22 protein-coding genes are annotated in these 22,911 nt (G+C 53.6%); 1 reads left to right on the plus strand and 21 read right to left on the minus strand.

Translation table 11 applies throughout. From position 1 onward, the window contains the following. Window positions 1-62: 62 nt before the first annotated feature. The 21 genes from B1728_RS37210 to B1728_RS14420 all read right to left on the minus strand — a co-directional run bounded on the left by B1728_RS37210 (window position 63) and on the right by B1728_RS14420 (window position 21,538). Window positions 63-3,776: a rhamnogalacturonan lyase family protein gene (locus tag B1728_RS37210; protein WP_079911060.1), complete on the minus strand. Its 3,714-nt coding sequence runs from the start codon at window positions 3,774-3,776 to the stop codon at window positions 63-65. A gap of 304 nt (window positions 3,777-4,080) precedes the next feature. After that, the gene (gene rbsK, locus B1728_RS14335) at window positions 4,081-5,004 is read right to left on the minus strand and encodes a ribokinase (RefSeq protein ID WP_079910903.1); all 924 of its coding nucleotides are present in this window, start codon (window positions 5,002-5,004) and stop codon (window positions 4,081-4,083) included. 86 nt (window positions 5,005-5,090) lie between these two features. After that, complete coding sequence (locus B1728_RS35780) at window positions 5,091-5,312, minus strand: hypothetical protein (RefSeq protein WP_144027866.1); 222 nt, start codon at window positions 5,310-5,312, stop codon at window positions 5,091-5,093. A gap of 78 nt (window positions 5,313-5,390) precedes the next feature. After that, on the minus strand, window positions 5,391-6,953 hold the full coding sequence (locus B1728_RS14340; protein ID WP_079910904.1) for an amino acid permease: 1,563 nt from the start codon (window positions 6,951-6,953) through the stop codon (window positions 5,391-5,393). 58 nt (window positions 6,954-7,011) lie between these two features. Further along, window positions 7,012-7,140: a hypothetical protein gene (locus tag B1728_RS36770; protein ID WP_256865350.1), complete on the minus strand. Its 129-nt coding sequence runs from the start codon at window positions 7,138-7,140 to the stop codon at window positions 7,012-7,014. Between the two features lie 58 nt (window positions 7,141-7,198). Next, complete coding sequence (eutC, locus tag B1728_RS14345) at window positions 7,199-8,128, minus strand: ethanolamine ammonia-lyase subunit EutC (protein ID WP_079910905.1); 930 nt, start codon at window positions 8,126-8,128, stop codon at window positions 7,199-7,201. A 36-nt stretch (window positions 8,129-8,164) separates the two neighbouring features. Further along, complete coding sequence (locus B1728_RS14350; RefSeq protein WP_079910906.1) at window positions 8,165-9,526, minus strand: ethanolamine ammonia-lyase subunit EutB; 1,362 nt, start codon at window positions 9,524-9,526, stop codon at window positions 8,165-8,167. A 4-nt stretch (window positions 9,527-9,530) separates the two neighbouring features. Further along, on the minus strand, window positions 9,531-11,024 hold the full coding sequence (locus tag B1728_RS14355; protein ID WP_079910907.1) for an ethanolamine ammonia-lyase reactivating factor EutA: 1,494 nt from the start codon (window positions 11,022-11,024) through the stop codon (window positions 9,531-9,533). Window positions 11,025-11,028: 4 nt separating this feature from the next. Continuing rightward, window positions 11,029-11,628, minus strand: coding sequence for an ANTAR domain-containing response regulator (locus tag B1728_RS14360; RefSeq protein WP_079910908.1), 600 nt, complete (start codon window positions 11,626-11,628; stop codon window positions 11,029-11,031). Between the two features lie 17 nt (window positions 11,629-11,645). After that, window positions 11,646-13,076, minus strand: coding sequence for a sensor histidine kinase (locus tag B1728_RS14365; protein WP_079910909.1), 1,431 nt, complete (start codon window positions 13,074-13,076; stop codon window positions 11,646-11,648). A 107-nt stretch (window positions 13,077-13,183) separates the two neighbouring features. Further along, window positions 13,184-13,636, minus strand: coding sequence for a EutP/PduV family microcompartment system protein (locus B1728_RS14370; RefSeq protein WP_079910910.1), 453 nt, complete (start codon window positions 13,634-13,636; stop codon window positions 13,184-13,186). Between the two features lie 4 nt (window positions 13,637-13,640). Beyond that, window positions 13,641-13,982 carry a BMC domain-containing protein gene (locus B1728_RS14375; RefSeq protein WP_079910911.1) on the minus strand — a complete coding sequence of 114 codons (342 nt, stop codon included), beginning with the start codon at window positions 13,980-13,982 and terminating at the stop codon, window positions 13,641-13,643. Window positions 13,983-13,993: 11 nt separating this feature from the next. Next, complete coding sequence (locus tag B1728_RS14380; RefSeq protein ID WP_079910912.1) at window positions 13,994-14,272, minus strand: EutN/CcmL family microcompartment protein; 279 nt, start codon at window positions 14,270-14,272, stop codon at window positions 13,994-13,996. Between the two features lie 11 nt (window positions 14,273-14,283). Continuing rightward, a complete protein-coding gene (locus B1728_RS14385; RefSeq protein ID WP_079910913.1) occupies window positions 14,284-15,162 on the minus strand; it encodes a hypothetical protein in 879 nt (292 codons plus the stop codon). 5 nt (window positions 15,163-15,167) lie between these two features. Further along, a complete protein-coding gene (locus B1728_RS14390) occupies window positions 15,168-15,953 on the minus strand; it encodes a phosphate propanoyltransferase (protein ID WP_079910914.1) in 786 nt (261 codons plus the stop codon). A 5-nt stretch (window positions 15,954-15,958) separates the two neighbouring features. Next, window positions 15,959-16,246 carry an ethanolamine utilization microcompartment protein EutM gene (gene eutM, locus B1728_RS14395; RefSeq protein ID WP_079910915.1) on the minus strand — a complete coding sequence of 96 codons (288 nt, stop codon included), beginning with the start codon at window positions 16,244-16,246 and terminating at the stop codon, window positions 15,959-15,961. An 82-nt stretch (window positions 16,247-16,328) separates the two neighbouring features. Further along, window positions 16,329-17,825 carry an acetaldehyde dehydrogenase (acetylating) gene (locus B1728_RS14400; RefSeq protein ID WP_079910916.1) on the minus strand — a complete coding sequence of 499 codons (1,497 nt, stop codon included), beginning with the start codon at window positions 17,823-17,825 and terminating at the stop codon, window positions 16,329-16,331. Window positions 17,826-17,842: 17 nt separating this feature from the next. After that, window positions 17,843-18,286: a BMC domain-containing protein gene (locus tag B1728_RS37215; protein ID WP_079911061.1), complete on the minus strand. Its 444-nt coding sequence runs from the start codon at window positions 18,284-18,286 to the stop codon at window positions 17,843-17,845. 56 nt (window positions 18,287-18,342) lie between these two features. Further along, window positions 18,343-18,999, minus strand: coding sequence for an ethanolamine utilization microcompartment protein EutL (eutL, locus tag B1728_RS14410; protein WP_079910917.1), 657 nt, complete (start codon window positions 18,997-18,999; stop codon window positions 18,343-18,345). A 517-nt stretch (window positions 19,000-19,516) separates the two neighbouring features. Next, window positions 19,517-20,731, minus strand: coding sequence for an MFS transporter (locus tag B1728_RS14415; RefSeq protein ID WP_079910918.1), 1,215 nt, complete (start codon window positions 20,729-20,731; stop codon window positions 19,517-19,519). Between the two features lie 213 nt (window positions 20,732-20,944). Further along, window positions 20,945-21,538 carry a TetR/AcrR family transcriptional regulator gene (locus tag B1728_RS14420; RefSeq protein ID WP_079910919.1) on the minus strand — a complete coding sequence of 198 codons (594 nt, stop codon included), beginning with the start codon at window positions 21,536-21,538 and terminating at the stop codon, window positions 20,945-20,947. Between the two features lie 145 nt (window positions 21,539-21,683). Between B1728_RS14420 and B1728_RS14425 the strand changes: the two genes are divergently transcribed. Further along, the gene (locus B1728_RS14425; RefSeq protein ID WP_079910920.1) at window positions 21,684-22,841 is read left to right on the plus strand and encodes a nitric oxide synthase oxygenase; all 1,158 of its coding nucleotides are present in this window, start codon (window positions 21,684-21,686) and stop codon (window positions 22,839-22,841) included. Window positions 22,842-22,911 lie beyond the last annotated feature (70 nt).

Here is a 22,911-nt window from a genome sequence, read left to right on the forward strand (position 1 = left end):
CATAAAAAAGCAAAAAGCTTAGCAGGCAGTCAACGACTGCCGTACTAAGCTTCTGCTCCGTACTATGATTTCTTTACTTCAACCGTGATCTTATCGCTTGTTACTGTTCCCGCGTCGTTAATCAGCTCCCCAACATACTGATATTTGCCCGGCTTCCTTCCTTTTATCGCCGTAATTGCCGATTGGGCTTTAGGAGTTGCCTGCACAAGATTCTGGGTATCTATCAGGACTCCGTTCTCGTACAGCTTATAGGTTTTGCCGTTGGTTCCCCACCACAGATTCATTTGTACCTCATAATCCCCGTCACCATCCCAGTTATTATGGGACAATGCCGGCTTAGACGGCACTGCCTGGTTGACCTGCACCTTCACCGGTTCACAAGCCGTTGTTCCATGGCGGTTAATCAACTCGCAAGTGTATTGATAAGTGCCGTTAGGCTTTCCGCTTATCACCGTCGACACTGTCTGGGCGTTCGGCGTTTGGTCGGTGAGCGTCTTCACATCTATCAGCTGACCGTTTTCATACAGCTTGTAGACGGTTCCGTTGCTTCCCCACCATAGGTTCATCGTGATCCTGTAATCGCCGTCCTGAAGGCCGGTATCATGGCCGTTATCGCTGGATAACACTCCTTTGCCGGGTGCGCTGGCTGCCGGTCCGTCGGGAATCGTTATGTTCACCGCATATCGTGCGGTGACTCCCGAGCCGTCCGCGGCTTGAGCCTTCACGACAACCTCTCCCGGTGCCAGGGCTGTAAGAACGCCATTGGCATCAATGGAAGCTAGCGAGGTGGCGGTGCCTTCAGGCGATTGAACGCTCCATACGATAGATTTGTCCGTTGCCGCATCCGGCTGTACGCGCGCGCTTAGCTTCAGGCTTTGTCCTGCGTCTACCTGTGCAGCGGAGGAAGTGATCGAAATACCGGCTGCTTTCATCGGGATGCGGTTCAAATGAGGTACAGGCGGAGCTGCCATCCCGTCTCCCAGGTAAAAGCTCGGATGCGGCGGTTGATTGTAACCGACGTTTTGCCATGCTATGGACAGCCGGTATTCCGGATCGTCAAGCAGTGTGTACAGGCGATGAGAAGTCAGATCCGTCGTCGTATAAATGCGAAGCGCGCTGCTGTCCTCCGTACGCCAAATGGCTTCTTCACGCCAATCGCCGAATAAATCGGTTTGTAACGAAGGAGTACCCTTGGTCGTATTGTTGGAATAGGTACCCGCAGCCGTCAACAGGTTAACTGACTTGCTGTTCATATAATCCCATTTGTCAATTTTACCTACTCCCACCGGATCGGTATACTTGTGGTCAAGCAGCTCGCGAAGCAAGTCTCCATCCCACCAGATGCCGAAGTTCACCGATGGCCGGGAGGAGCTGATCTTCTCTCCCTTGGTGTTGTAGACGCCTCCTGCATCCCCCGTGGCCCACATTTCCTCTCCGGGATAACGCGGATCGATGTCGGCCGACATCCCTCTCCCTACATCGTAATTTGTCGGAATGCCCCAGATGAGCTCACCTGTCTCCGCATCGCGGAATTCCAGACCGGCAGGATTCGGGTATTCCTCGTGTACTCCGAAATATTCCATCCCCGGACGGTTCGGATCCAGGTCACCCAGATGCATCGCATCCCCGTGCCCAAGACCGGTGGAATACAATAGTTTCCCATTATCGTCTATGGCCATTGCTCCATACGTAATTTCATCTTTTCCATCATGATCGACGTCGGCGATAGAAAGATTATGGTTGCCTTGACCCGTATAACTGGCGTTCTCGGCATCATTCGTATCGAATTTCCACAGCTTGGTCAGCTTGCCATCCCGCCAATTATAGGCCACCAGCACGGTTCGGGTGTAGTATCCGCGCGCCATGATCAGGCTTGGCCGCTCTCCGTCCAAATAAGCGATCGCTGCCAAAAAGCGGTCTACCCTGTTGCCGTAGCTGTCTCCCCAGCTGGATACATTGCCGCGAGAAGGATCATAGTCGGTCGTCACCAATGCTTTCCCGGTCAGACCATCAAAAATAGTCAGGAATTCAGGCCCGCTTAAAATATATCCGCTGGAATTGCGGTAGTCCGCTTTGGCATTCCCGATAACCTGACCGGTTCCGTCTATGGTTCCGTCGGCTGTCTTGAATGCAACCTCCGCTTTGCCGTCACCGTCAAGATCATATACCATAAACTGGGTATAATGTGCGCCGGCACGGATGTTTCGTCCCAAATCGATGCGCCACAGCATCGTACCATCGAGCTTATACGCATCTACATACACATTTCCCGTATAACCGGATTGAGAGTTGTCTTTAGAGTTGGACGGATCCCATTTGACGATAAGTTCATATTTTCCATCCCCATCCAAATCCCCGATACTCGCATCATTGGCACTGTATGAATAAGCTTCTCCGGCAGGCGTCACGCCGTCGGCAGGCTTTTTCAAAGGAACATCGAGGTAGTTTTGGTTCCATACGCGGAAGGTTTCACCCTGCGATTCTTCATTCCCGCGGACGACAGCCCGGATTTCATATTCGGATTGGAGCGTCCCTGCCGGATCCAGATAGTTGGTGCTGTCTGCAATAGGTGTGTCGTTCACCCTCTGCCCGTCCCGGTACAAATTAAAGGTCGTCGAAGGATCATCCGTCCCGAACAGACGCCAGCCGGTATAGACCCCGCCCTCTACTTTCACCGCGACCGGAGCACGGTCCAGGCTCTCCATCTGCCGCTTCAAAATGGTCATCACCGGCACAGCTAGAATCTCGGAACGGTTCGACAAGCCGCCGGAGTTGACCGCCGCCACTTGATAGTAATATGGCATCGTTGTGAAGACGCCGTTATCCACATAGGTTGTATCCGCTGTGGTTCCTACCAGCTGGAAAGGCCCCTTTTCCGTCTTGGAGCGGTATACTTGATACTGCAGCGCCCGATCGACCGCGTTCCATCGGATAGCAAGCTGTTCCTTACCGGCCGATGCTACCGCTAAGCCCGTAGGCGCAGATGGAGCGGGAACCGACCTGTCCAGTACGGCGACTGTTATCGGTTGGCTCGGTGCCGACTCGATGTTTTTCGGCAGCAGCTGGGTCACCTGATATTGATAGGTGCCGCCAAGCTGTACGGTGCTGTCCGTATAGGAGGGGCTTGTAGTACCCGCTATTTGGGCAAATTCGCCGCCTCCGTCCGATGAGCGGTACAGATTATATCCTGTCGCTCCATAGACCGCCTCCCATACCAGACTGACCGTCGGATGCAGGTCATACGTTACCGAGGAAACGGTCAGCCCCGCCGGCGCTTGCTTTGGAGTAATTTCAATGGCGTTCACGCGTCCGTCCTTGCTGAATTGAAAGGTCATTTGACCGTCGGTAAGCTGCACGTTCTTGGTCATTTCCGCATAGCTCCCTGTACCTGAAGAGAGCGTGCCCATGGAAACGCCTTCAATTTTGACGTCGGTTTTGTTCGATGCAATTGCATCCCCCGCAATGATTCGTACGGAGTAATCCCCGTTGGGCAAATCCACCTTGAAGGTGAAGTCCGAGGCAAGAATAAAATCACGAAGCAAAGGGTCGGACGTCCCCCGGTCCCGGTTATTTACCGTCTTATCCAAGCCGTACCCTCTTGCTGCACTATAAATCATCGTATTGGAAACCTGCGTATACCCCGGGGTTACCGGGCTAGTATCGGATCCGAAGTCAAATTTGGAGCCCGAGGCTCCTGTTTGGGAAGCGGCACTTGCAAGTCCTATCCCGAAATTGCCGATTCCTGCAAACAGGGATACGGCCAGCGTAACAGCCATGAAAACGGACAAGCTTTTTTTGATTGCGTACAATGGATCTCCTCCTCAAGATTTTGTACAAGCTACTTTCGTTGTGTTGATCAATTATCGGCTTGTCTACCCGGTTTCTAAGAAAGCGGTCTCTTTCCTCCTTCGCTTCTGTATCGGTAAACCATGTGTCTTGTACAACGGTTTATGATAGCGTTTACATAATAGCACAAGCATCCATGCGAATCTTTACTCCTTGTTGCCTTGTTTACCTCAAAATTAATAAATTTTGTCAAAACAAAAAAAGAGCTGCCGAAGCAGCTCCGTCCGTATAGGCTTACAGATGCTGAGCCTGTAAAAAGGCTTCGATCTCCTCGCGTGAAGGGATTGATGCTTGAGCCCCTGCTCTGGACACAGCAATGGCAGAGGCGGCTGAAGCGAATTGAAGGCTGTCCTCCAAGGCTTGACCGGACAAATAGGCAGCCATGAAGCTTCCAATGAAGGTATCTCCGGCTGCTGTTGTATCGACAGCCTTTACCCGGAATGCCGATTGCTTGACCTCCTTCCCCTGCCGGTCTGCAAAGATACAGCCCTTCTCCCCCAATGTCAACAGCACCGATTGAGCGCCTTGTGCGAGCAGCGCTTCCACAGCTTGCTTATAAGAATCCGGCTGCTCCACATGGATACCCGTCAGCTGCTCCGCTTCGCTTTCATTCACGACGACAAGATCAATCAGCGGCCATACTTCTGAAGGAACAGGCGCTACCGGAGCCGGATTGTAGCAGGTGAACACACCATGGCTGCGGGCCAGCTTCAAGGCTTGAACGGTTGTTTCCCATGGAATTTCATTTTGCAACAGGAGTCCCTGCACGCCCTCAAAGCAACGAGAACCACGAAGCAGGTCGTCCGCGGAGAACTGGCCGTTTGCTCCTTCGGACAAAATGATATGATTCTCGCCGCTATTGTCGACGTTAATATAAGCAATACCGGAGCCCGTAGGCTTCCTTAGTATATTCTCCGTACGAACCCCCTTGCTCTGCAGCGATTCGATAAGCCGGGGACCGTAAGCATCCTCTCCGACCGCTCCGGCGAACGTCACTTCTGCACCGGCCATTGACGCCGCTACCGCCTGATTCGCTCCCTTGCCTCCGGGAAAATAATCCGTGCTTAACCCTTTGACCGTCTCCCCCGGGACAGGCAGCTTCGTGACATGGGTCACAATATCCATATTTACGCTTCCTACGACTAATAGCTTCGTCATAATAACCTCCAAGTCATTCTAATGCTCGTTGTGCAAACTGCTGATGAAGATATGCCGCTACCATTGTACCACCGGATCGATTCCGGTTAAAGAAGACGCCAAGCTTGGCGTTGGGAAAAGAAAAAACAGCCGTTCAGGCTGTTGGGTCTGTTGAAAAACTTATAAAGCTTGAACATTAACAGTAATACACCGGTGGGGTATGCCCCTTCAGCCACTGTTGAAACCCGTGAAATAGGATTAGATTTTGCGGTATTTTCACGGGTTTCAAAGGTGGACGTAAACTCCTCCAAGGCATACTCCACTTCCATATGTAGCATAGTTCTCGCAAAACAGGGTTTTTCAACAACCCGACAGCCATCCGGGCTGTTTAATAGAGACAAAAAGGTTCAAGCCTTATGGCTCATACCCGGACCTGAGGAAGAGCCGCTGTCAAGCTCTCTTTCACGCCGAAGAATTTCCTCCATGGATGTGTTCAAAGCCGCCTGGGGACCCGGGAAATGGTTCTTATAATATGCCAGATCCATAATGACCAGAACGATCAGCATAGCCGCCAACGCATAGCCAGCCGTCTCGTTCGGCGGAATGACCATCATAATGCAAATAAATACGATCCAGATGAGAGAAACGATCGATATGGCATCGCTGTACTTGCCCAGATTCCACGGACCCAGATGCTTTTCCTGGAATCTTCCGCTAGCCTTCGCTCTAAGCTTCAGCCAAATAGGAATACCATAGGCTACATATAAGCCGACGACGCTCACTGCGGTCAAGAAAGCGATCGTTGTATACTTTGCGTCTGGGTTAGCAAGCTTAATGAGGTAATCGACAAAGGCGAGCAGGAACGAGAGTACAATAGCCAGCCAGATGGCTTTGGCCGGAGTGCGGAATTTCTTGGAGATTTGCGCCCATTGACGGCTGAATGGCATCCCTTTGTCCCGGGAAAATGCGTACATCATCCGTGAGAACGAAGTGATGGAGGACAGCCCGCAGAACCACATGGCCGCTGTAACGAGCCATAACACAATGGAACCGAACGTACCGCCAAGCGCCTGACTGATGACATAGATGAACGCATTATCGGACCCTGCGGCCGCCCCTGCATCCTTGATCGACAAGGTAACGAAGGCCAGCATGAGGAACCCGATGACGAACGAATAAGCGACGGAGGTAAAAATCCCCCAAGGGGCGCGTACGCGAGGATTAATCGTCTCTTCAATGGTATGCGCCGAGGCGTCATATCCGGTAAACGTCCACTGCGCCTGCAAAAGCCCGATCAGGAAGGCGAACATATACGGCTTGTCGGAGAACGTCTCGCCAACCTTGAACAAATAGTCGAAGCTGTTCAAGCCTCCCTTGGTGAAAAAGGCTAGTGAAACGACCAGCACCGCCACGATGATAATATGGTACCAAGCCGAAAAATCATTCAGCTTCGCTACGATACGTATCCCGATATGGTTTAGAATGCCGTGGGTCAGCAGGATGACCGTAAATGCAATCAATACGGTTGTATTGTCCGAGGTATAGCCGAACACACTGCCGAGAAGCGGGTCGGCAAACAGCGCCACCGAATAATCGATCCCTGCGACAATGCCGATTTGTCCGATCAGATTGATCCAGGCTGTGTACCAGCCCCACCGCTTGTTTTTCAGAATCGCCGCCCAATGGTACAGCGCGCCTGCCGTAGGAATAGCGGACGCCAGCTCTGCCATCGCAGCCCCCACGAACATGACGAACAGTGCGACGATCGGCCAGCCGAAGCCCATCATTCCCGGACCGCCGTAAGTCAGCCCATGCCCGTATAGGGAAACGGCACCGGTAAGAATGGAAATGATCGAGAAGGAAATGGCGAAGTTGGAAAAGCCGCCCATGCTGCGAAGAAGCTCCTGTGCGTAACCGAACTTGTTTAAATCTTGTTTGTCCTTATCGTGGTGATGAGATTGTACACTCATGGATTCAACCTCCTCCTAAGGATAACGTCTGATTGTCGTTGCCGGTTGACGTGAGATTTTACTTGCCCAAGAAGCTTTCGTGCTCGCTTTCTTTGTAATTACGGATATTGTTGTTGGCTATTCGGACAATACCTAGAGCAAACAGGCAGGCAATGAGAATAATAATGACTCCAATGACTGTGGACATGGAAGGTCACCTCCTTACTGGAAGATGGGTAACTAATCAGCTGGACCAGTCTGACCGCTTACAGCTCCATGTTCACGCCGCTGGCCTGCTGCTCAATCATCGTTTTAAGCAACGTTCCGATATGTGCCCCCGCCTCGACCGGAGGAGTCCCTCCACGATGAATGTTAGAGATAACGGTGCGCTCGCTTTCCACGGTCCCTTTGCGCGGACGAAAGCACATATAGGCGCTCATCGACTGGGACGAAACAAGCCCCGGTCTTTCCCCGATCAACAGTACAAGCACTTCCGGCTGCAGGAGCTCTCCAATATGATCCATCACCGCAACCCGTCCGCCGCGAACGAAGAAGGGAGTCCCCGCCTTCAAGCCGTAAGAAGCAAGAGAATCGAGCAGGGAGGGGTAAACATCCGGCAGGTTGGCGTCGATAGCGTTAGCGCTTAGGCCATCCGAAACCACAATTTGAACCTGCGGCTTCATGACGCACCGGCTCCGAATCAGCTCGACGCCTTGCGGAGTAATCATCCGTCCCCGATCCGGCCGTTTCAAGTAATTATCCGTATTCTCATAATACGTTTCGACCTGAAACAAGCCGAAAGCATCCAGCAGCGACGAGCTGACTTCCCCATAGATCGAATCGACGGCCGCAGCATGGTCGCAGCGGAACTTCAGCATTTCTTTGGTCAAGGCCCGTGTCCCTGTGCGCCATACACCGATTCTGGCTGGAGTGCTGGATAACAGCTCGGTCATCCCTTCTTTCCATTTCGGATGAGGTACGTGGGAGGCCGCCTCCATCGCTTTCTCCCCTTCACCTGAGGCAAAGCCGGACTCCCGATCCGCAGCATCGCTGATACCGAGGTTATTATAGAAGCCTGCCGCCGATGATGGAGCAGCAGCATCGCTGACAATCGGCTTATCCTCCAACAGCTGCCTCTTCTCCAGCTGTGCCATGACCTGATCGACCAATAGCTCCAACGGAATCGTTCGATTCATCCTCCTGCTCCTTTCCTCTCGGATTTGGTTTATTCACTACATGAAGATCGTGGGGTCGCCGGCACTCGGGGTCAATCTGCCATTCTCCATAATGCCCATTCGTACCAGCCATTGCTCAAATTCAGGAGCAGGACGGAGACCCATCATTTCACGCAGTGTCGCTATATCGTGATAGCTCGTCGATTGGTAATTCAGCATGCAGTCGTCCGCCATCGGCACGCCGATTAAGTAATTGACACCCGCGGCCGCCAGCAGTACGGCCAAATTATCCATATCATTCTGATCTGCTTTCATATGATTGGTATAGCATACGTCAACGCCCATCGGCAGCTGCTGCAGCTTCCCCATAAAATGATCCTCCAGACCGGCGCGAATGACCTGCTTGGCGTCGTACAAATATTCAGGTCCGATGAAGCCGACTACGGTATTCACGATGAAGGGCTTATATTTTCGGGCCAGGCCGTAACAGCGGGATTCCAGCGTTACCTGATCGATCCCGTGATGCGCCTCTGCAGACAATTCGGATCCCTGCCCGGTCTCGAAGTACCACAGGTTCGGTCCGGTTCCCGTGCCTTCCTTTCGGATCAGGTCATCGGCCTCATCCAGCAGCCCGACATGAATGCCGAAAGCTTTGTTGCCGTCCTCGGTCCCGGCAAGGCTTTGAAAAATCATATCCGCCGGAGCTCCCTGACGGATCGCCCTCATCTGCGTTTTCACATGAGCCAATACGCAGTTTTGAGTAGGGATCTGCCACTTGCTCATCACCTCTTTGGTTGTGAGCAGGATCTCTTTCACGCTCTCCGCCGTATCGATAACGGGATTAATGCCCAGTACCGCATCACCGATTCCATAGCTCAATGCCTCAAACAAGGACGCCTTAATTCCCTGGATATTATCTGTCGGATGGTTCGGCTGCGCCCTGCCCGCCAGGACGCCCTTTTGCCCTATCGTAATGTTGCAATGACTCGTCACTTCCATCTTGGATGCAGCCTGAATCAGATCGAGATTGCTCATCAGCTTGGCTGCGGCTGCCACCATTTCACTCGTCAGCCCTCTGCTGATTCGGCGAAGCTCGCTGCCGCCCGTTTCCTGCCTAAGAACATATTCCCGCAGCTCGGCTACGGTCCAGCCTCGAATTTCGGCATAGATCTTCTCATTTACGGCCTCTTCGATCACTTTGGAGACCTCATCGGTTTCCGGGGGCAGCAGCGGATGATTGCGAATGTCTCCCAGCGTCAGATCCGCCAGCACCAGCTTCGCAGCCATTCTCTCCTTCGCGTCCCGGGCCGCAATGCCGGCCAATTGATCACCGGATTTCTCTTCATTGGCCTTGGCCAGCACTTCCTTCAAGTCCTTGAATTGAAACGTTGTGCCGTGCAAAGCAACCTTCAGCTTCACTCGTCTACCTCCTGTTCCCGCCGTGGAAGGCTAAGGTTTTGACCACTACCGGGATCATCATGCCTCCGATCGGCTCTCCCAGATCGATATAATCGCCGTGCTCCACCGTTATTTGATCGATGCAGATGATATCGGGCCTTCCGCCGCTATGCCTGGCCAGAGATTGGCCCAGCGCCTTGGCGATATCGTTCGCACAAATAACCGCCATGACCTTGCTCTCGGGAAAATACCGCTTATAGCCCTCCACAAGAAGTGCGGACAATCGCTGAAGGACTGCGTAGCTCCAGTGCTTCTGAGCGGGAAGAGCTACCGCGATGGAGGCTGATGCGGCGTCATTACGCTCATACAGGCTTGAAGCGGCAGCCATCGCATGATCGATAGGCTGCTCCAGCAGTCCGGGCCGATCCAAAGCTTCAGCCGCAAGTTCCAGCTTCACCACCGGCACGTTGCGTATCGGCAGCAGCTTATCATCCACATGAACGGTTGCCCCGCTAATCTCCGTGCTCTGCATACCAGCTCCAATCACGGTAGCCCTCACCGTTTCCTCGGCCTGGATCAACCGAAGCCCGGAGGCTTCCAAGCATTCCTTCATTGCATGAGCCAGCAGCGGGCCTATATCTCCGTGAACCGCAGTCTGCTCCAAAGTGAGGGGCTTCCGCAGAGCCATAAGTCTGCCCACACCGCCGGAGATCATCCATTCCTCCACCGGCGGAAGGACAGGAAGCGGGCGTCCGAGTACCAGCTTGAGCGTATCCTCCTTCATCGGCTCTTGCGTCATCGGGCACAGCAAGCCTTCCAGGAGAGTCTGGCACATGCCAGTGCATATTTGCTTCAGCAGCCCGTAGCTAACGGTTTGACCGGGTTCCAGCTGGAACCCGTTAGCGTCCAGCCATGGCTTCAAGGACCCGGATACAGCCGTAACGGTTCCTCTGCGATCCAGCTCGATTAAACGGCCCCCGACGTGAAAGGTCATCGTCCCTGCCAGGCGGCCTCTTTGAAAGATTGCCGCATTAGCCGTCCCGCCGCCGATATCGATATTCACGACGGCTCCGCGGGTATGCCTGGAGCGCTGCTCGGCACCCGCTCCCTTCCCCGCCAGCAGCCCCTCCAGATCAGGGCCTGCTGCAGCTACGACAAAATCGCCTGCACGCTCCGCGAGCAGATGGACGATTTGTCTTGCATTGGCTTTAGTAGCGGTCTCTCCAGTAATGATGACCGCTCCCGATTTCAGCTCACTTGCGCGTACTCCTGCCCGCGCATAGTCCTCAGCCAGCAGCTCCCCGATCCGTTCCGCATCGATCTCATCGGCGCTTATCAAAGGAGTGCCGTAGATGGGACTTGCATACAGCAGCTCTCTTTCGACGATATCATACCTCGGCAGGCTCAACGCGCCGGAGGTTCGGGCCAGTCTCAGACGGCTGATAATCATCTTGGTCGTGCTTGTTCCGATATCGATTCCTACACTGGTGATCCAGTGCTCTCCGCTACGGTTATCCATACTCTCACCCGTTTCTCGCCGTCAGAAACCCAATCTCCGGGCCTTCCGCAAGCAGCTGCTCAGCGAGCTTGCCCAAGGAAATTCTTGCTGCCATACTGGCATCGCGCAGTCTACGGTAAGCTTCCTCCTCTTCCAGGGCGTAAGCTTTCATCAGCATGCCTTTGACCTTCTCTATACGTTTGCGGTCCTCAAGAGATTGCCTAAGCTCCTCCAAATCTTTTTTCAAGCCGTCAATGCGTTCCTTCTGGCTCAAGGCAATCTCTACCGCCGGGATCAAATCCTCCTCCGAGACCGGCTTGACGAGATATGCGGCCACTCCCGCGCTTTTGGCGTCCTGCACGAGCTCTCTCTGACTGTAAGCCGTCAGCAGCAGCACGGAGGTGTCCTGCATTTTGCGGATGATCCGGGAGGCCTTGATCCCGTTCATGACCGGCATCTTGACATCCATGATGACAAGATCGGGCTTCAGCCTGGCTACGAGCGCGACAGCCTCCTCGCCATTCTTCGCTTCCCCGGCCACCGCGTAGCCTTCCTCCTCGAGCATTTCGCGGATATCCATGCGAATAATCGGATCGTCGTCAACAACGACAATGGTATGCTTCATAGCTGCAGCCCTCCCAACTATGCTTTCGCAAGCGAAAATGTAAGCTGAACCTCCGTACCGCTCCCGTCTGACGTTATGCTCATCATGCCGCCGAGATTTTCGTTGACGAGCGTCTCCGTTATTTTGAGACCCAAATGTCCCTTCGGGTCGGTCTGCTTCTCCGAACGGATGCCGACTCCGTTGTCAGCCACCCTTACGGTCACAATCTGACCGCTGCGCCGAAGAGCGATATCGATCTCCCCGCTCTCTCTGTCGGCGAAGGCATGCACCACGCAGTTTTGTATGAGCTCATTGACGACCAGAGCAAGAGTTGTCGCCATATCCGAGGGCAGCGTCAGTTCATCACCACATAGGTGGACGCGGATGCTTTGATCCGGCTTCGCCGTTGAGGAGACGATATTTTTGGCGATCCGGTCCACCACATCGATGAAGCGAATCGTATCCAGTCCGTCAAAGGCAAGCATTTCATGAATAATAGCGATGCTGTTGATCCGGTTTATGCTGTCGCGATACACGGTCTTCACTTCGTCCAGCTTCGTTCTGCGCATTTGCAGGCGGAGAAGGCTCGAGACCGTCTGCAGATTATTCTTCACCCTATGGTGGATTTCCTTAATGACGGCGGATTTCATCATAAGCTGCTTATCCTTCTCTCTCAAATCCGAGACGTCCCGAATCAGCATCAGACCTCCGACCACTCGTTGTCCCTTATAGATGGATACCGCCTTTAGCTCGAAAGCCGTCGGTCCAAGCTGAATGTCTTCATGAAAAATCCCCCTATGTCCAACCACTGATCGGCTTCCCAAACGGTCGTAAAAAAGCTCTGCCAGCGTCTTTCCCTGCAGCAAGCCTGCGTGACCGATCTCCCTCAGCATGAGGACGGCCCTCGGATTCGTATAGGTAACCCGCTCCATCTCATCAAACAAAATGATGCCTTCATGCATCAGCATCGGCATGCTGCCTTCGGACATGGCCATCTTAAGGAGCGTCTCGCTCAGCTGCTCCGTCGTCTCCATCAGATGCTCCACGTGCTTTTCCTGCTCCAGTCTCTCGGAGATGTCCTGCTCCATAATCAAGGCACCTATCACTCTTCCTTCGGCTTGGGCCCGAATAGGGACCACATGCTGCTGCATCGCAATATGCTCCTGCGAGATGCCCCGCGAGCCGATGACCGGCTGGCCGGAAAGCAGGCAGTACATGACGGCAGGCTCGTTATGCGCATAGGCCAGCTGGCCGATCACCGACGTCTTGTACAAGGAAGGAGCGGTGGCAGGATGCGCCTGCGCGACAACGAGCGCCGTCCCTGCATCAGGCAGCGGGCAATCGATGAATACATCGGATTGCGAAACATCGGCGATGAGCTGCAAGTGGCGGGCCATATCCTCGATAACCGCCGTTTCTTCCAGGCTTAACAAGGTGCGCTCCTTACACATTGCTGTGATTGATATCATCGGGAATCCCACATCGCTTTCATGATTTGTGATCCAATGACTCCATTGTCACATAATGGAACATTTTAGGAAGACATCCCCTTGGAAAAGCCTTCTTCGTTTTCCGGCTATATTTCCCCTGACGGATTCACGAACGGCATCAGCCTGTTCCTCAACGCTTCGATTCCCTCGCCGGTAGCAGATGAGGTCAAGAAAATATCCCCTTCAGGCAAGGATTGCCGAAGGAGGGCTACCGCCTTAGCCGAATCCGCTTGCGGATGATCCGTCTTCGTGACGGCTCCTAGCGCCGGTATCGGGAAGCCCCCGGCAAATCCGGGAGGCAAGTAGCTGCGCGTTCGCGTCGCATCCTGAATCAGCAGGATCGCCGCGGCCTGATGGGAGGTAGCCATTAACGATCGGTAATACATCGGGTTCTCGCTGTATTCTCCGGGCGTATCGATGATCCATTCCCGATAAACCAGGCTTTGCGTCTTGACAGCCGGCCCGCTCTCGCCGAACAGCGCTTTGACCAGGGTCGATTTTCCGGCTCCGACAGCACCGATGATCATCACTTTTTTCATCGCTTTACGACCTCGTCAGCGGAGCGATGGAAAATTGCAGCTTTTCCTGCAAAAAGCCGTTGACCGCCACCACGGCCATTTCTACCGCCGCTACATCCCCGACAATCACTAGCGAGCCTGTAAAACGGTCCAGATACCCGATATCCACATTGGCGGCCTTCGTCGCAATATCGGCGGCGATAATGGCCGTTTCCGTCGGTGTCAGGGTCAATATCCCTAAGGCATTCGCCTTTTCAATCCCAAGCTTCGTATATAATACCGGGTCGGGGTTGGCAATGACATGAGCCAACGTAAGCTGCTTGCCCGGTACGTATTCCTGTATAACCCGCTGCTTCGGCTGCTCCATGTCCGTCCTCCTTACTCGGCGTCTTCCGTCACCTCGAAGCTGTCCACAATCCCCACAATCATGGCGTCTATCGGCACCATTTTGCCGCTGAACAACACTCTGGCAGGACTGCCTCTAGACACAATGACCTTCTCGCCGACGCCGGCTCCAATCCGGTCAGCGGCAATAACCGTCTGTCCGGACTCCATTTCCTTAAAGTCGATCGGCTGAACGACCATCAGCTTCAAATTGTCCATTCCTTCTTCCTTCTGCGTAGCCCATACGCTGCCGATCACCCTGCCAAGAAACACCCGGCTCCCCCCTATCCTTGATCCGCATACTGCAGCAACACCCCTGCTGCCTTCAGCACATCACCCGCCAGCGGGGATATCAGGGTTCTCCTGCTGATCACAATCCGGGACGCCGAGCCATCCCTAGCAAGCTGCTGAACCCAATCCGCAGTTATCAACCGCCCTTCAAAAACGACGGAACCGTCAGATGCGGCTTCATTGCCGGCCCCCTCTCGACCGTCCACTTTTTTGGCCGAAACGGCCGTCTGATGCGAATCGGCAGATGACGCCGCCATGCCCTTGTTCCCGGACAGCTTCGTACATCGGCTTACGACCTGCTCGGCAAGCTGCTTTTGCGGGGCAAACTCCGCCCCCAGCACCTGGAGCTCGGACTTATATTTCTCGAACAATGCCTGATAGGGCTTAGGCAGCGTTATGGTTTGCAGGGTGCGCCGGTCCGCCCTCTTAATGCCGGGCGCATCATCCCCGATGAGGACGAATTTGTTCAGTAGGAGAGCGGATAAGATCAGCTCGGATTTCACCGTACCTTTCAGCCCCGCTGCGGCTCTTCCTGCATTATCAAGATCAATTTCCGGGATGACGATGCCGTCATATTCCAGCGGTACCTCCAAGGGGGCGGGAGCGAATTCGTCCGCAGCAATAATTTTGCCGGCTCCCCCACACTCAATTTTATGCAGGCCAAGCCAGGATGAAGTCTCCCCGTCCAAAAATAAAATATCATGGCAGATCCCATGCCGGGCCAGCATAATAAAATGATCCGTAAACGCCTCGTGCGCCGTGCTGTCGCAAAAGACGTACAGCACCTTTCTCCGCTCAACGGCCTCCTCCCGCATCGATTGCAAAATGTCCCGGATGATCGACTCGACCGTTTGCTTCAGCTCCGCCCGCATTTTAGTCACCTCCTAATGGCGTGCGTTATTTCCCCGTTGCGGCCTACGTATCTGACGTACTGCCCGGTTTCCAGCTCCGCAGCATTCGCTTCATCCGTATCCAGATGCAGCTCCAGCGAGAACCGTTCGTGGATTCGAACGACCACATCGGTAAACAGAAGCGGACGTTCCCCTGCCGTTGCAACCATCAGCCGGTCTCCCTGCACCACCTGAAACCGGTTGGCGTCTTCCATCGACATATGGACATGGTTTTTGGCTACAATCAATCCTTCCGGCAGCATCACCATCTGCTTCGGACCGATCAAAGCGATCCCCGGAGTGTTCCCCAGGTGTCCTGACAGACGAACTGGCGGTTGAATACCGAGCAAATAACCATCGGTCCGCGAGATTTCCACCTGCGATGCACCGCGTGAAGGTCCTAGTACGCGAACCTGCGGAATCACCCCTTTAGGTCCGGCCAGGGTTACGGTTTCCCGTGCGGCAAATTGGCCTGACTGAGACAGCTCTCTTAGAGGGTTTAACCGATACCCGCTGCCGAATAGCAGCTCGACATGCTCCTCTGACAAATGGACGTGACGATTGGATACCCCGACGGGGATACGGAGGTCCGCTTTCAGATCATCAGACGTGCTGAAGCTTTGTGCGGATGAGACCCTTTCCAGCGGGATCCCCCTGCTTTTCAAAAAATCCGCCGCAGCGGGAGTCAGCTTATCCTCCGGATTCACACGGAACGGATTCGGGATTCCTTTAGCGAGCAGGGCGCGCAGACGGGATTCCGTTATGAGCGACATAGGCCTTATCCTTCAAGCTTCGGCAGAATAAATTCAATATCGGAATGCGGGCGCGGGATGACATGCACTGAGACGAGCTCTCCGACCTTCTCCGCAGCAGCAGCGCCCGCATCCGTCGCCGCCTTCACTGCTCCTACGTCCCCGCGTACCATGACGGTTACAAGTCCCCCGCCGACATGCACCTTGCCGATCAGCTTCACATTCGCTGCCTTCACCATAGCGTCAGCCGCTTCAATCGAGCCTACCAATCCTTTGGTTTCCACCATTCCGAGTGCCGCCAATTCTCCTGCCATTGGGAATGTCCTCCTTTAATTTTTGGGATGATTGTATAAGAGAGTTTCAAAATCACTGTTAGAACGCGCAAATGATACTGATTCAATGAAGCTGCATTTCGGCCAGCACGCTCTTGACCAGCTGCATGACCTCCTCGCGCGTGATCCCCGGCTTGCCCCGGGCTTGAACTGCCTCCACCGCATGCTCTATTGGATCGGGCGCGTCTATCTCCGCTGGAACGGAGGGCTCCATCTCACGCAGGCCGAATGCGAGCCGCTTGATATTCAGCAAATGCTGCGGACCGATATTGTCCGAAGTAATGTTATTCCCGAACGAACCGCAGCCGAGCGTCAAGGATGGCAGAATTCCCGTCGTAGCCCCGATGCCTCCGAAGGTCGTTCCGGTATTGACGACAATGCGGGACGCCGGCTTTTCAAGCCCGAAAGCCTCAATGACCGCCTCCTCCTCGCAATGAATGCCGAGCGTATGGCCAAGCCCTCCCAGCTCCAGCAGCTCGATACATCTTCGGCAGCCTTCGCGCCAATCGTTCACTGTGTACAGCGCCAGCAGCGGGCTTAGCTTCTCCATCGAAAAAGGATGCTCATGCCCTACAGCCGTTTCCTCAGCGATGAGCACTCGAGCGTCCGACGGAACGGAAATTCCCACCATACCGGCAATGATCTGCGGTGATCTGCCGACAATTTTCGGATTCAAGCCTTTGCCGACCATCAGAACCGACTCGATGTTCTGCTTCTCCTGTTCATTCAGAAAATAAGCCCCCTGGCGCTTTAACTCCTGAATCAAGGAAGGCTTAACCGCCATATCCACTACCAGCGCCTGCTCCGAAGCACAGATGGTGCCGTAGTCAAAGGTTTTGCTCTGCAGGATTTGCCTTACCGCTTTCGGTATATCGGCACTCGAGTGAATGTATACGGGAACATTGCCCGGACCGACTCCGTAGGCCGGCTTGCCTGAGCTGTAAGCTGCCTTGACCATGCCCGTACCGCCCGTGGCGAGAATGACATCAGTCAGCTTATGCCTCATCAGCTCTGTGCTTGCTTCCAGCGTCGGTTGGGTGAGACAGCGTATAATTCCGTCCGGAGCGCCTGCTTCCAGAGCGGCCTGCTGCATAAGCTTTGCCGCTTCCAGCGAGCAGCGAAGCGCAGACGGGTGGGGGCTGATGACAATCGCGTTGCGCGATTTGACGGAAATCATACATTTGAAAAGCACGGTCGAGGTCGGATTAGTCGAGGGAATGATCGCAGCTACTACACCGACCGGCTGGGCAATCTCCCAGACTCTATGTTGCTCGTCTTTTCGAATGATCCCAACCGTCCGCATATCCTTGATGGCTCCATAAACATCGGCTGCTACAAACCGGTTCTTCGCCGCCTTATCAGCCCGGTTGCCGAAGCCCGTCTCTTCGACAGCCAGAGCTCCAAGCCGTTCCGCCTCCCGATCGGCTGCCTTAGCCATTGCGGCTACGATAGCATCAATTTGCGTTTGAGACATGGACTCGAGCAGCCGTTGGGCAGCTTTTGCCTCGTGGAGCAAGGTCCGTACCTCCTGAATCGACTGCAAATCTGGGTCAAGCTTCATCCCGCGTTCTCCTCCCATCATTCTTTAGGCTCTGAGAGTAGACGGATTAAATCGGCTTTATTGGCCGAGCTGATCTCCCTGCCTGCCAGCGGAAAGCCCGGTGTATGGCGGGCCAACTCCCGAAGCTCCTGAACGGAAAGCTTGCTTAACTCCTTTTCCTTCAGCGACAAGGGCTCACTCTCGCTTCCTTCCGTCTTCCTGTCCGAAAGAAGCTTCTCCAGCATGAGGGAAACCGATCCATCCGGTCTCGGAATGACATGAGCGGATAGAAGCTGCCCTACTCTTCTCGCTTCCGCTTCACCTGCCTCTACGGCAGCCTTCACCGAGGCCACATCCCCCCATAGGTATACCGTGACAATCCCGGCATCCGCCTTCTCATAGGCCGCAACCTGAACGTCCGCAGTTTTGGCCGCTGCATCCGCCGCCGCTATTAATGCAGGAACACCTAAGGTCTCGATCATGCCCAAGGCGAATCGATTAGGCTTCGACTGAGTGCTCACGCTTGATCACCTGCTCCTCAACCAAATTTGACCGGCAGGCCGGCAACCTGCTGCACCGCATCTGCAAAGGCGTCGGCCGCCGCCTTGCATGCCGATTGCGAGCCTGTCAGCAAGCCGCCGGCAAAGTTCGTTTCGGTAGGAGGTCCGTAGAATTGGCATATCGTCACGTCCGCCGCCTTCAGCGCCGCATCCAGGCCATATACAGCCTCCAACGGAGGCGCAATCAAATAAGCGAGCGGCTCCCCTTCGTTGATACCCGCTACCTTGGATAAATAAGAGCCGGTTCTGGATACAACGTGGGCGTAGTATGCATGCGTTCCCTCCTCGTTGAGGGAATAGAAGCAGGCTGCGCCCTCCATTAGAGCAATGGCCGCATCCAGACCGCTCTTCACTTCCGCCGGCGTCTCCCCGCCAAGCATGCCGATAAATTCACCGGAGAGAGGACCAGATGCATGACCCGACCCCGCATAAAACGAGCGGGCATAGACGACCTCTACAGCCGCCTTCTTCGTCGCCTCGTCGACGGCCGTATATCCTACGTCGTCAATGGTTGACGTAAACAGCCCGATGCTGCGGATGTGCGGCTTTAACTCCAGCTTGGAGGCCAGCCCCTTATCGACGTTGGCGATCAATCTGACAGCAAGCGGGACGGCACGGATCGGTTGTTGTTTCACTCCCTCACCTCTTCGTTATCAATTGACGGCTGTCAGCCGCCGAAAAAACAAAAAGATGCCCGGGCTCGCAGGAGACCGGCTGCCACCGCATCTCCTGGAACCCAAGGCATCGTTGCCTGAGAAGCTATTCTTTTTTGCTATTGTCTTGATTGTAATCCGGATCCATTCATTTTGCAAGCGTTATCATCGTCGTTAAATCAAGTTTTTTGGGGGTTCATCGATTCACAGCTGCCACATTATAGCGTATGCGGTCACGCCATCCCGTATGCCGCCTGCTTGGGAGTCCGCGCCTGCGGCAGCTGTCAATTGATATCTTATCGCCCGGCACGGATTGCTGTTATCTTGGATAGGAAAAAGAACGCTTTAGAAACCTGTTCGATAAAGCGAATATAAGTCCACAAAAAAAGTACCTGGCCTCAGGACCAAGTACTTTTTTTTAAGATCTTAGCTTTATCTACCCAATTATACACTCTTTTTTTCTCGGTTGATGAGGTCTTTCAAGCCCCGCAAGCGTCCATTACTGCGTATCTGTCTTCAACCGGCTTCCCACCGCTCTTGATCTGCCTTTCATTACAGACAAGCCGAAGCTGAGGAACAGGATGACTGCACCGAAAATATAAGGGAAATCCAGATGCAGATCGAATAAGATACCCGCCAGTGCCGGTCCGAAAATATTCCCGAGACTCATATAAGCATTATTCATTCCGGCAACGAAGCCCTGCTCCTCTCCGGCCATCTTGGACAATAACGTGTTAATAGCAGGTCTCATGATGGAAGTAAACGTGAAGAAAAACAAGGTAACAAGCAATATATACCAGAAATTCCCGGACAGCAGCATAAGGATCAGCGAAGCCGCCGACAACAGGAACGTGCTGTTGATTAATGTGCGCTCTCCGAATCTGCGGATCAGCTTGTCGATCAGAACGGCCTGAATAATGGCCCCGATCAACGCTCCGACCGTAATGAGAACGGAGATGTCACGTGCGGTAAAGCTGTATTTCTTGTCTACGAACAGCGGAAAAATCGCTTCAAAATTCGATAACCCGAAGGTCAAAGTAAAAATAAGCAGCAAATAAATGAAATAAGGCGCTTTGAACGATTTGGCAAATTGCGTCATCATGCTGACCTTTTCCACGACCTTTTGCCGGTTGGCCAGCCGCACTTCCTTGGTTAACGATTCAGGAAGCAGCAGCAGGGAAGACAGCATGGCGAGAGCCCCTACTCCGGCGGATACGTAGAAAGGAGTACGCAGGCCGAGCTCCGCCAGGAAGCCGCCGATCCCGGGACCGATAACAAATCCAAGTGACATGGCCGCACCCAGCATGCCTAGCCCCTTGCCCCTCTTCTCTTCCGTGGTTACGTCGGCTATGTAAGCCATAATGGAAGGAATCATGGAAGCCGCGCTGATGCCCCCCAGCAATCGGGATAAGTAAAGCATCCAGATGTCGGACGCCGCGGCGAACAAAAAGTTAGACAAAGTAAATAAAGCAAGACCGGAAACGATCATGATTTTACGGCCGTACTTATCCGACCACTCTCCGGCGATCGGCGAGCATAGAAACTGTGTCAGACCAAATGCGGCAACAAGATAACCTGCTGTTTTCCCGCCAGCCCCGAACTCCTTCAAATATTCAGGAAGCACGGGAATAATGAGACCAATCCCCAGCATGGCAATAAACATATTAGCCATCAGCAGGACGAGAGGGGATGTTCGGTTTTGAGCTGTATTCATCTCTTTGGTTCTCTCCCTTATGATAAAATTCTATCCGTTTCTCTATAGTTATGAGGGGTGCTTTAACACCTTACCTTATAAATTGACTTATAGTCAAGTTGTGAATTTATGAAGAGAAAACTTTCCTGCTTTCTTTGCATATGTGCGGTTTCAACATAAAAAAACCGGCCCCGCATGACCATTAAAATCCGGGCCGGCCTTATGAATGATATGTTATCGAGAAATAAAATATTGCAGGATGCTGCGGGCATCCGATCGGATATAGAGCTCCTGCCTCTGGCATAAGCTCGAAGCCCGGATGCACGACATCAAAAACAAAGCATGCTCCTTCGGATTCCCTGCTAAAATCTCTCCGTTCCTCTGGCCTTCAGCGAATATTCCGGCTATCGTATCCAGATTCTCGGCTATACGTTTGCGAAAAGACTCTTTGATTTCATCCGCGATGCTGTCGGAGGCCAGCAATTGATCCACGAACAACTGATGGAACAACGCCTCCTCCCACTTATCCCTGACCATGTGCTCGACCAGAAAAGTCAGCTTCTCCACCGGAGAAGCCGTCATTTGAACGACCTCCTCCAGTTGTTCTCTCATCCTGTCTAAGTTTTTATTAATTAAGGAAGCATAGATTTCTTCCTTGGATCGGAAATAGTTATATACCAAGCCATGGCTGATTCCTACCTTCGCCGCAATGTCGGATATTTTGGTAGCGTCCAGGCCTTTCTTGGCAAACAGCTCTACAGCTACGCTTAATATTTGTTCGCTTCGTTCTTTACGGGCTTCCTGATCCCGTACCACATTACGCGGCAATCTTGATTCACTCCTTAAAAAGTGACAGTTTGACAACATCATATATCCGGTCCACAATCTTGTCAAACCTGAGTATGCTGCCGCCGTATCCTATACAGTATAGTAAAGGGGTACAAAAATGAACGTACGAAAGTAGGATCAGCGTATGAATCATAAGCAGCTAACGGAGGCCGTCTCCTTCATTCGTCTGGGCTATGCCGAGGCCGGAAAGCCCCCTGAGGAAGCGGAGCGGCGGATACAAGAAATAACGGAGAGCATCAACCAAACCGGAACTTATTCCCATACGATAGATGAATTGCGCTTCGGCGCCAAATGGGCCTGGCGGAACAACAGCCGGTGTATCGGCAGGCTGTTCTGGTCGTCCCTGGAGGTTTTTGACAAAAGGGAGCTGGCAACAGAGGATGCCATTGCAGAGGCGCTATGGCAGCACATTGAATATGCTACGAATGGCGGCCGCATTCGGCCGGCCATTACCTTGTTCGCGCCTGAAACCGAAGAACGGACAATCCGAATCTGGAATCATCAATTGATTCGTTACGCAGGCTATGAAACGGATCGCGGTATCATCGGAGATCCCGCCTCCGTCGCTTTTACGAAGCAGTGCCAGCAGCTCGGATGGCAGGGGGAACGGACCCCGTTCGATGTACTGCCGCTCGTTATACAAATCAATGGACGGGAGCCGAGATGGTACCCCATTCCTCCTGAACTCATATTGGAGGTTCCGATAGTCCATCCGACTATCGATCGTTTTGCCGAACTGGGCCTCAAGTGGTACGCCGTCCCCTGCATATCGGACATGCGGTTGGATATGGGAGGGCTTAGCTATACTGCGGCACCGTTTAATGGCTGGTATATGGGAACAGAGATCGGGGCGCGCAACCTGTCCGATACGTCCCGCTACAACCAGCTTCCCCTGATAGCCGATCTGATGGGACTGGACCGGTCCTCGAACTCCACCATGTGGAAGGACCGCGCCCTAGTGGAGCTGAATGCGGCGGTGCTGCATTCTTACAAGAGCAAGGGCGTCAGCATCGTGGACCATCATACTGCCGCCGAGCAGTTTATGAGATTTGAGAAGCAGGAGCATGAAGCCGGACGCAAGGTGAACGGCAAATGGTCGTGGCTCATTCCCCCGATGTCACCGACGGCAACGCCGATTTGGGACCATTATTTCACGGAATTCGATGTCAAACCAAGCTATTCTTATCAGCGGGCACCTTACGCTTCAGCCGATACGAAACCAGATCCGGCCCCTGCCCCTGAGAGATCTCATGAAGCAATGAATGGCTGTCCTTTTCATTGAAGCTCGAACGCAGCCTATCGCCGCTTGCTTGATGGCATATTGTCCAACCTGATAACATACAGAGCCCCTT

The organism is Paenibacillus sp. 32352 (genome assembly GCF_002042965.1).
Lineage (GTDB): Bacteria > Bacillota > Bacilli > Paenibacillales > NBRC-103111 > Paenibacillus_S > Paenibacillus_S vulneris.

Bases quoted from the DNA above. Each gene is read 5' to 3' on its own strand.
- B1728_RS37210 (WP_079911060.1), bottom strand. From the start codon at position 3,776: ATGGCTGTTACGCTGGCCGTATCCCTGTTTGCAGGAATCGGCAATTTC.
- rbsK (WP_079910903.1), bottom strand. From the start codon at position 5,004: ATGACGAAGCTATTAGTCGTAGGAAGCGTAAATATGGATATTGTGACC.
- B1728_RS35780 (WP_144027866.1), bottom strand. From the start codon at position 5,312: ATGGAAGTGGAGTATGCCTTGGAGGAGTTTACGTCCACCTTTGAAACC.
- B1728_RS14340 (WP_079910904.1), bottom strand. From the start codon at position 6,953: ATGAGTGTACAATCTCATCACCACGATAAGGACAAACAAGATTTAAAC.
- B1728_RS36770 (WP_256865350.1), bottom strand. From the start codon at position 7,140: ATGTCCACAGTCATTGGAGTCATTATTATTCTCATTGCCTGCCTGTTT.
- eutC (WP_079910905.1), bottom strand. From the start codon at position 8,128: ATGAATCGAACGATTCCGTTGGAGCTATTGGTCGATCAGGTCATGGCA.
- B1728_RS14355 (WP_079910907.1), bottom strand. From the start codon at position 11,024: ATGGATAACCGTAGCGGAGAGCACTGGATCACCAGTGTAGGAATCGAT.
- B1728_RS14360 (WP_079910908.1), bottom strand. From the start codon at position 11,628: ATGAAGCATACCATTGTCGTTGTTGACGACGATCCGATTATTCGCATG.
- B1728_RS14365 (WP_079910909.1), bottom strand. From the start codon at position 13,076: ATGATATCAATCACAGCAATGTGTAAGGAGCGCACCTTGTTAAGCCTG.
- B1728_RS14370 (WP_079910910.1), bottom strand. From the start codon at position 13,636: ATGAAAAAAGTGATGATCATCGGTGCTGTCGGAGCCGGAAAATCGACC.
- B1728_RS14375 (WP_079910911.1), bottom strand. From the start codon at position 13,982: ATGGAGCAGCCGAAGCAGCGGGTTATACAGGAATACGTACCGGGCAAG.
- B1728_RS14385 (WP_079910913.1), bottom strand. From the start codon at position 15,162: ATGCGGGCGGAGCTGAAGCAAACGGTCGAGTCGATCATCCGGGACATT.
- B1728_RS14390 (WP_079910914.1), bottom strand. From the start codon at position 15,953: ATGTCGCTCATAACGGAATCCCGTCTGCGCGCCCTGCTCGCTAAAGGA.
- eutM (WP_079910915.1), bottom strand. From the start codon at position 16,246: ATGGCAGGAGAATTGGCGGCACTCGGAATGGTGGAAACCAAAGGATTG.
- B1728_RS14400 (WP_079910916.1), bottom strand. From the start codon at position 17,825: ATGAAGCTTGACCCAGATTTGCAGTCGATTCAGGAGGTACGGACCTTG.
- B1728_RS37215 (WP_079911061.1), bottom strand. From the start codon at position 18,286: ATGATCGAGACCTTAGGTGTTCCTGCATTAATAGCGGCGGCGGATGCA.
- B1728_RS14415 (WP_079910918.1), bottom strand. From the start codon at position 20,731: ATGAATACAGCTCAAAACCGAACATCCCCTCTCGTCCTGCTGATGGCT.
- B1728_RS14425 (WP_079910920.1), top strand. From the start codon at position 21,684: ATGAATCATAAGCAGCTAACGGAGGCCGTCTCCTTCATTCGTCTGGGC.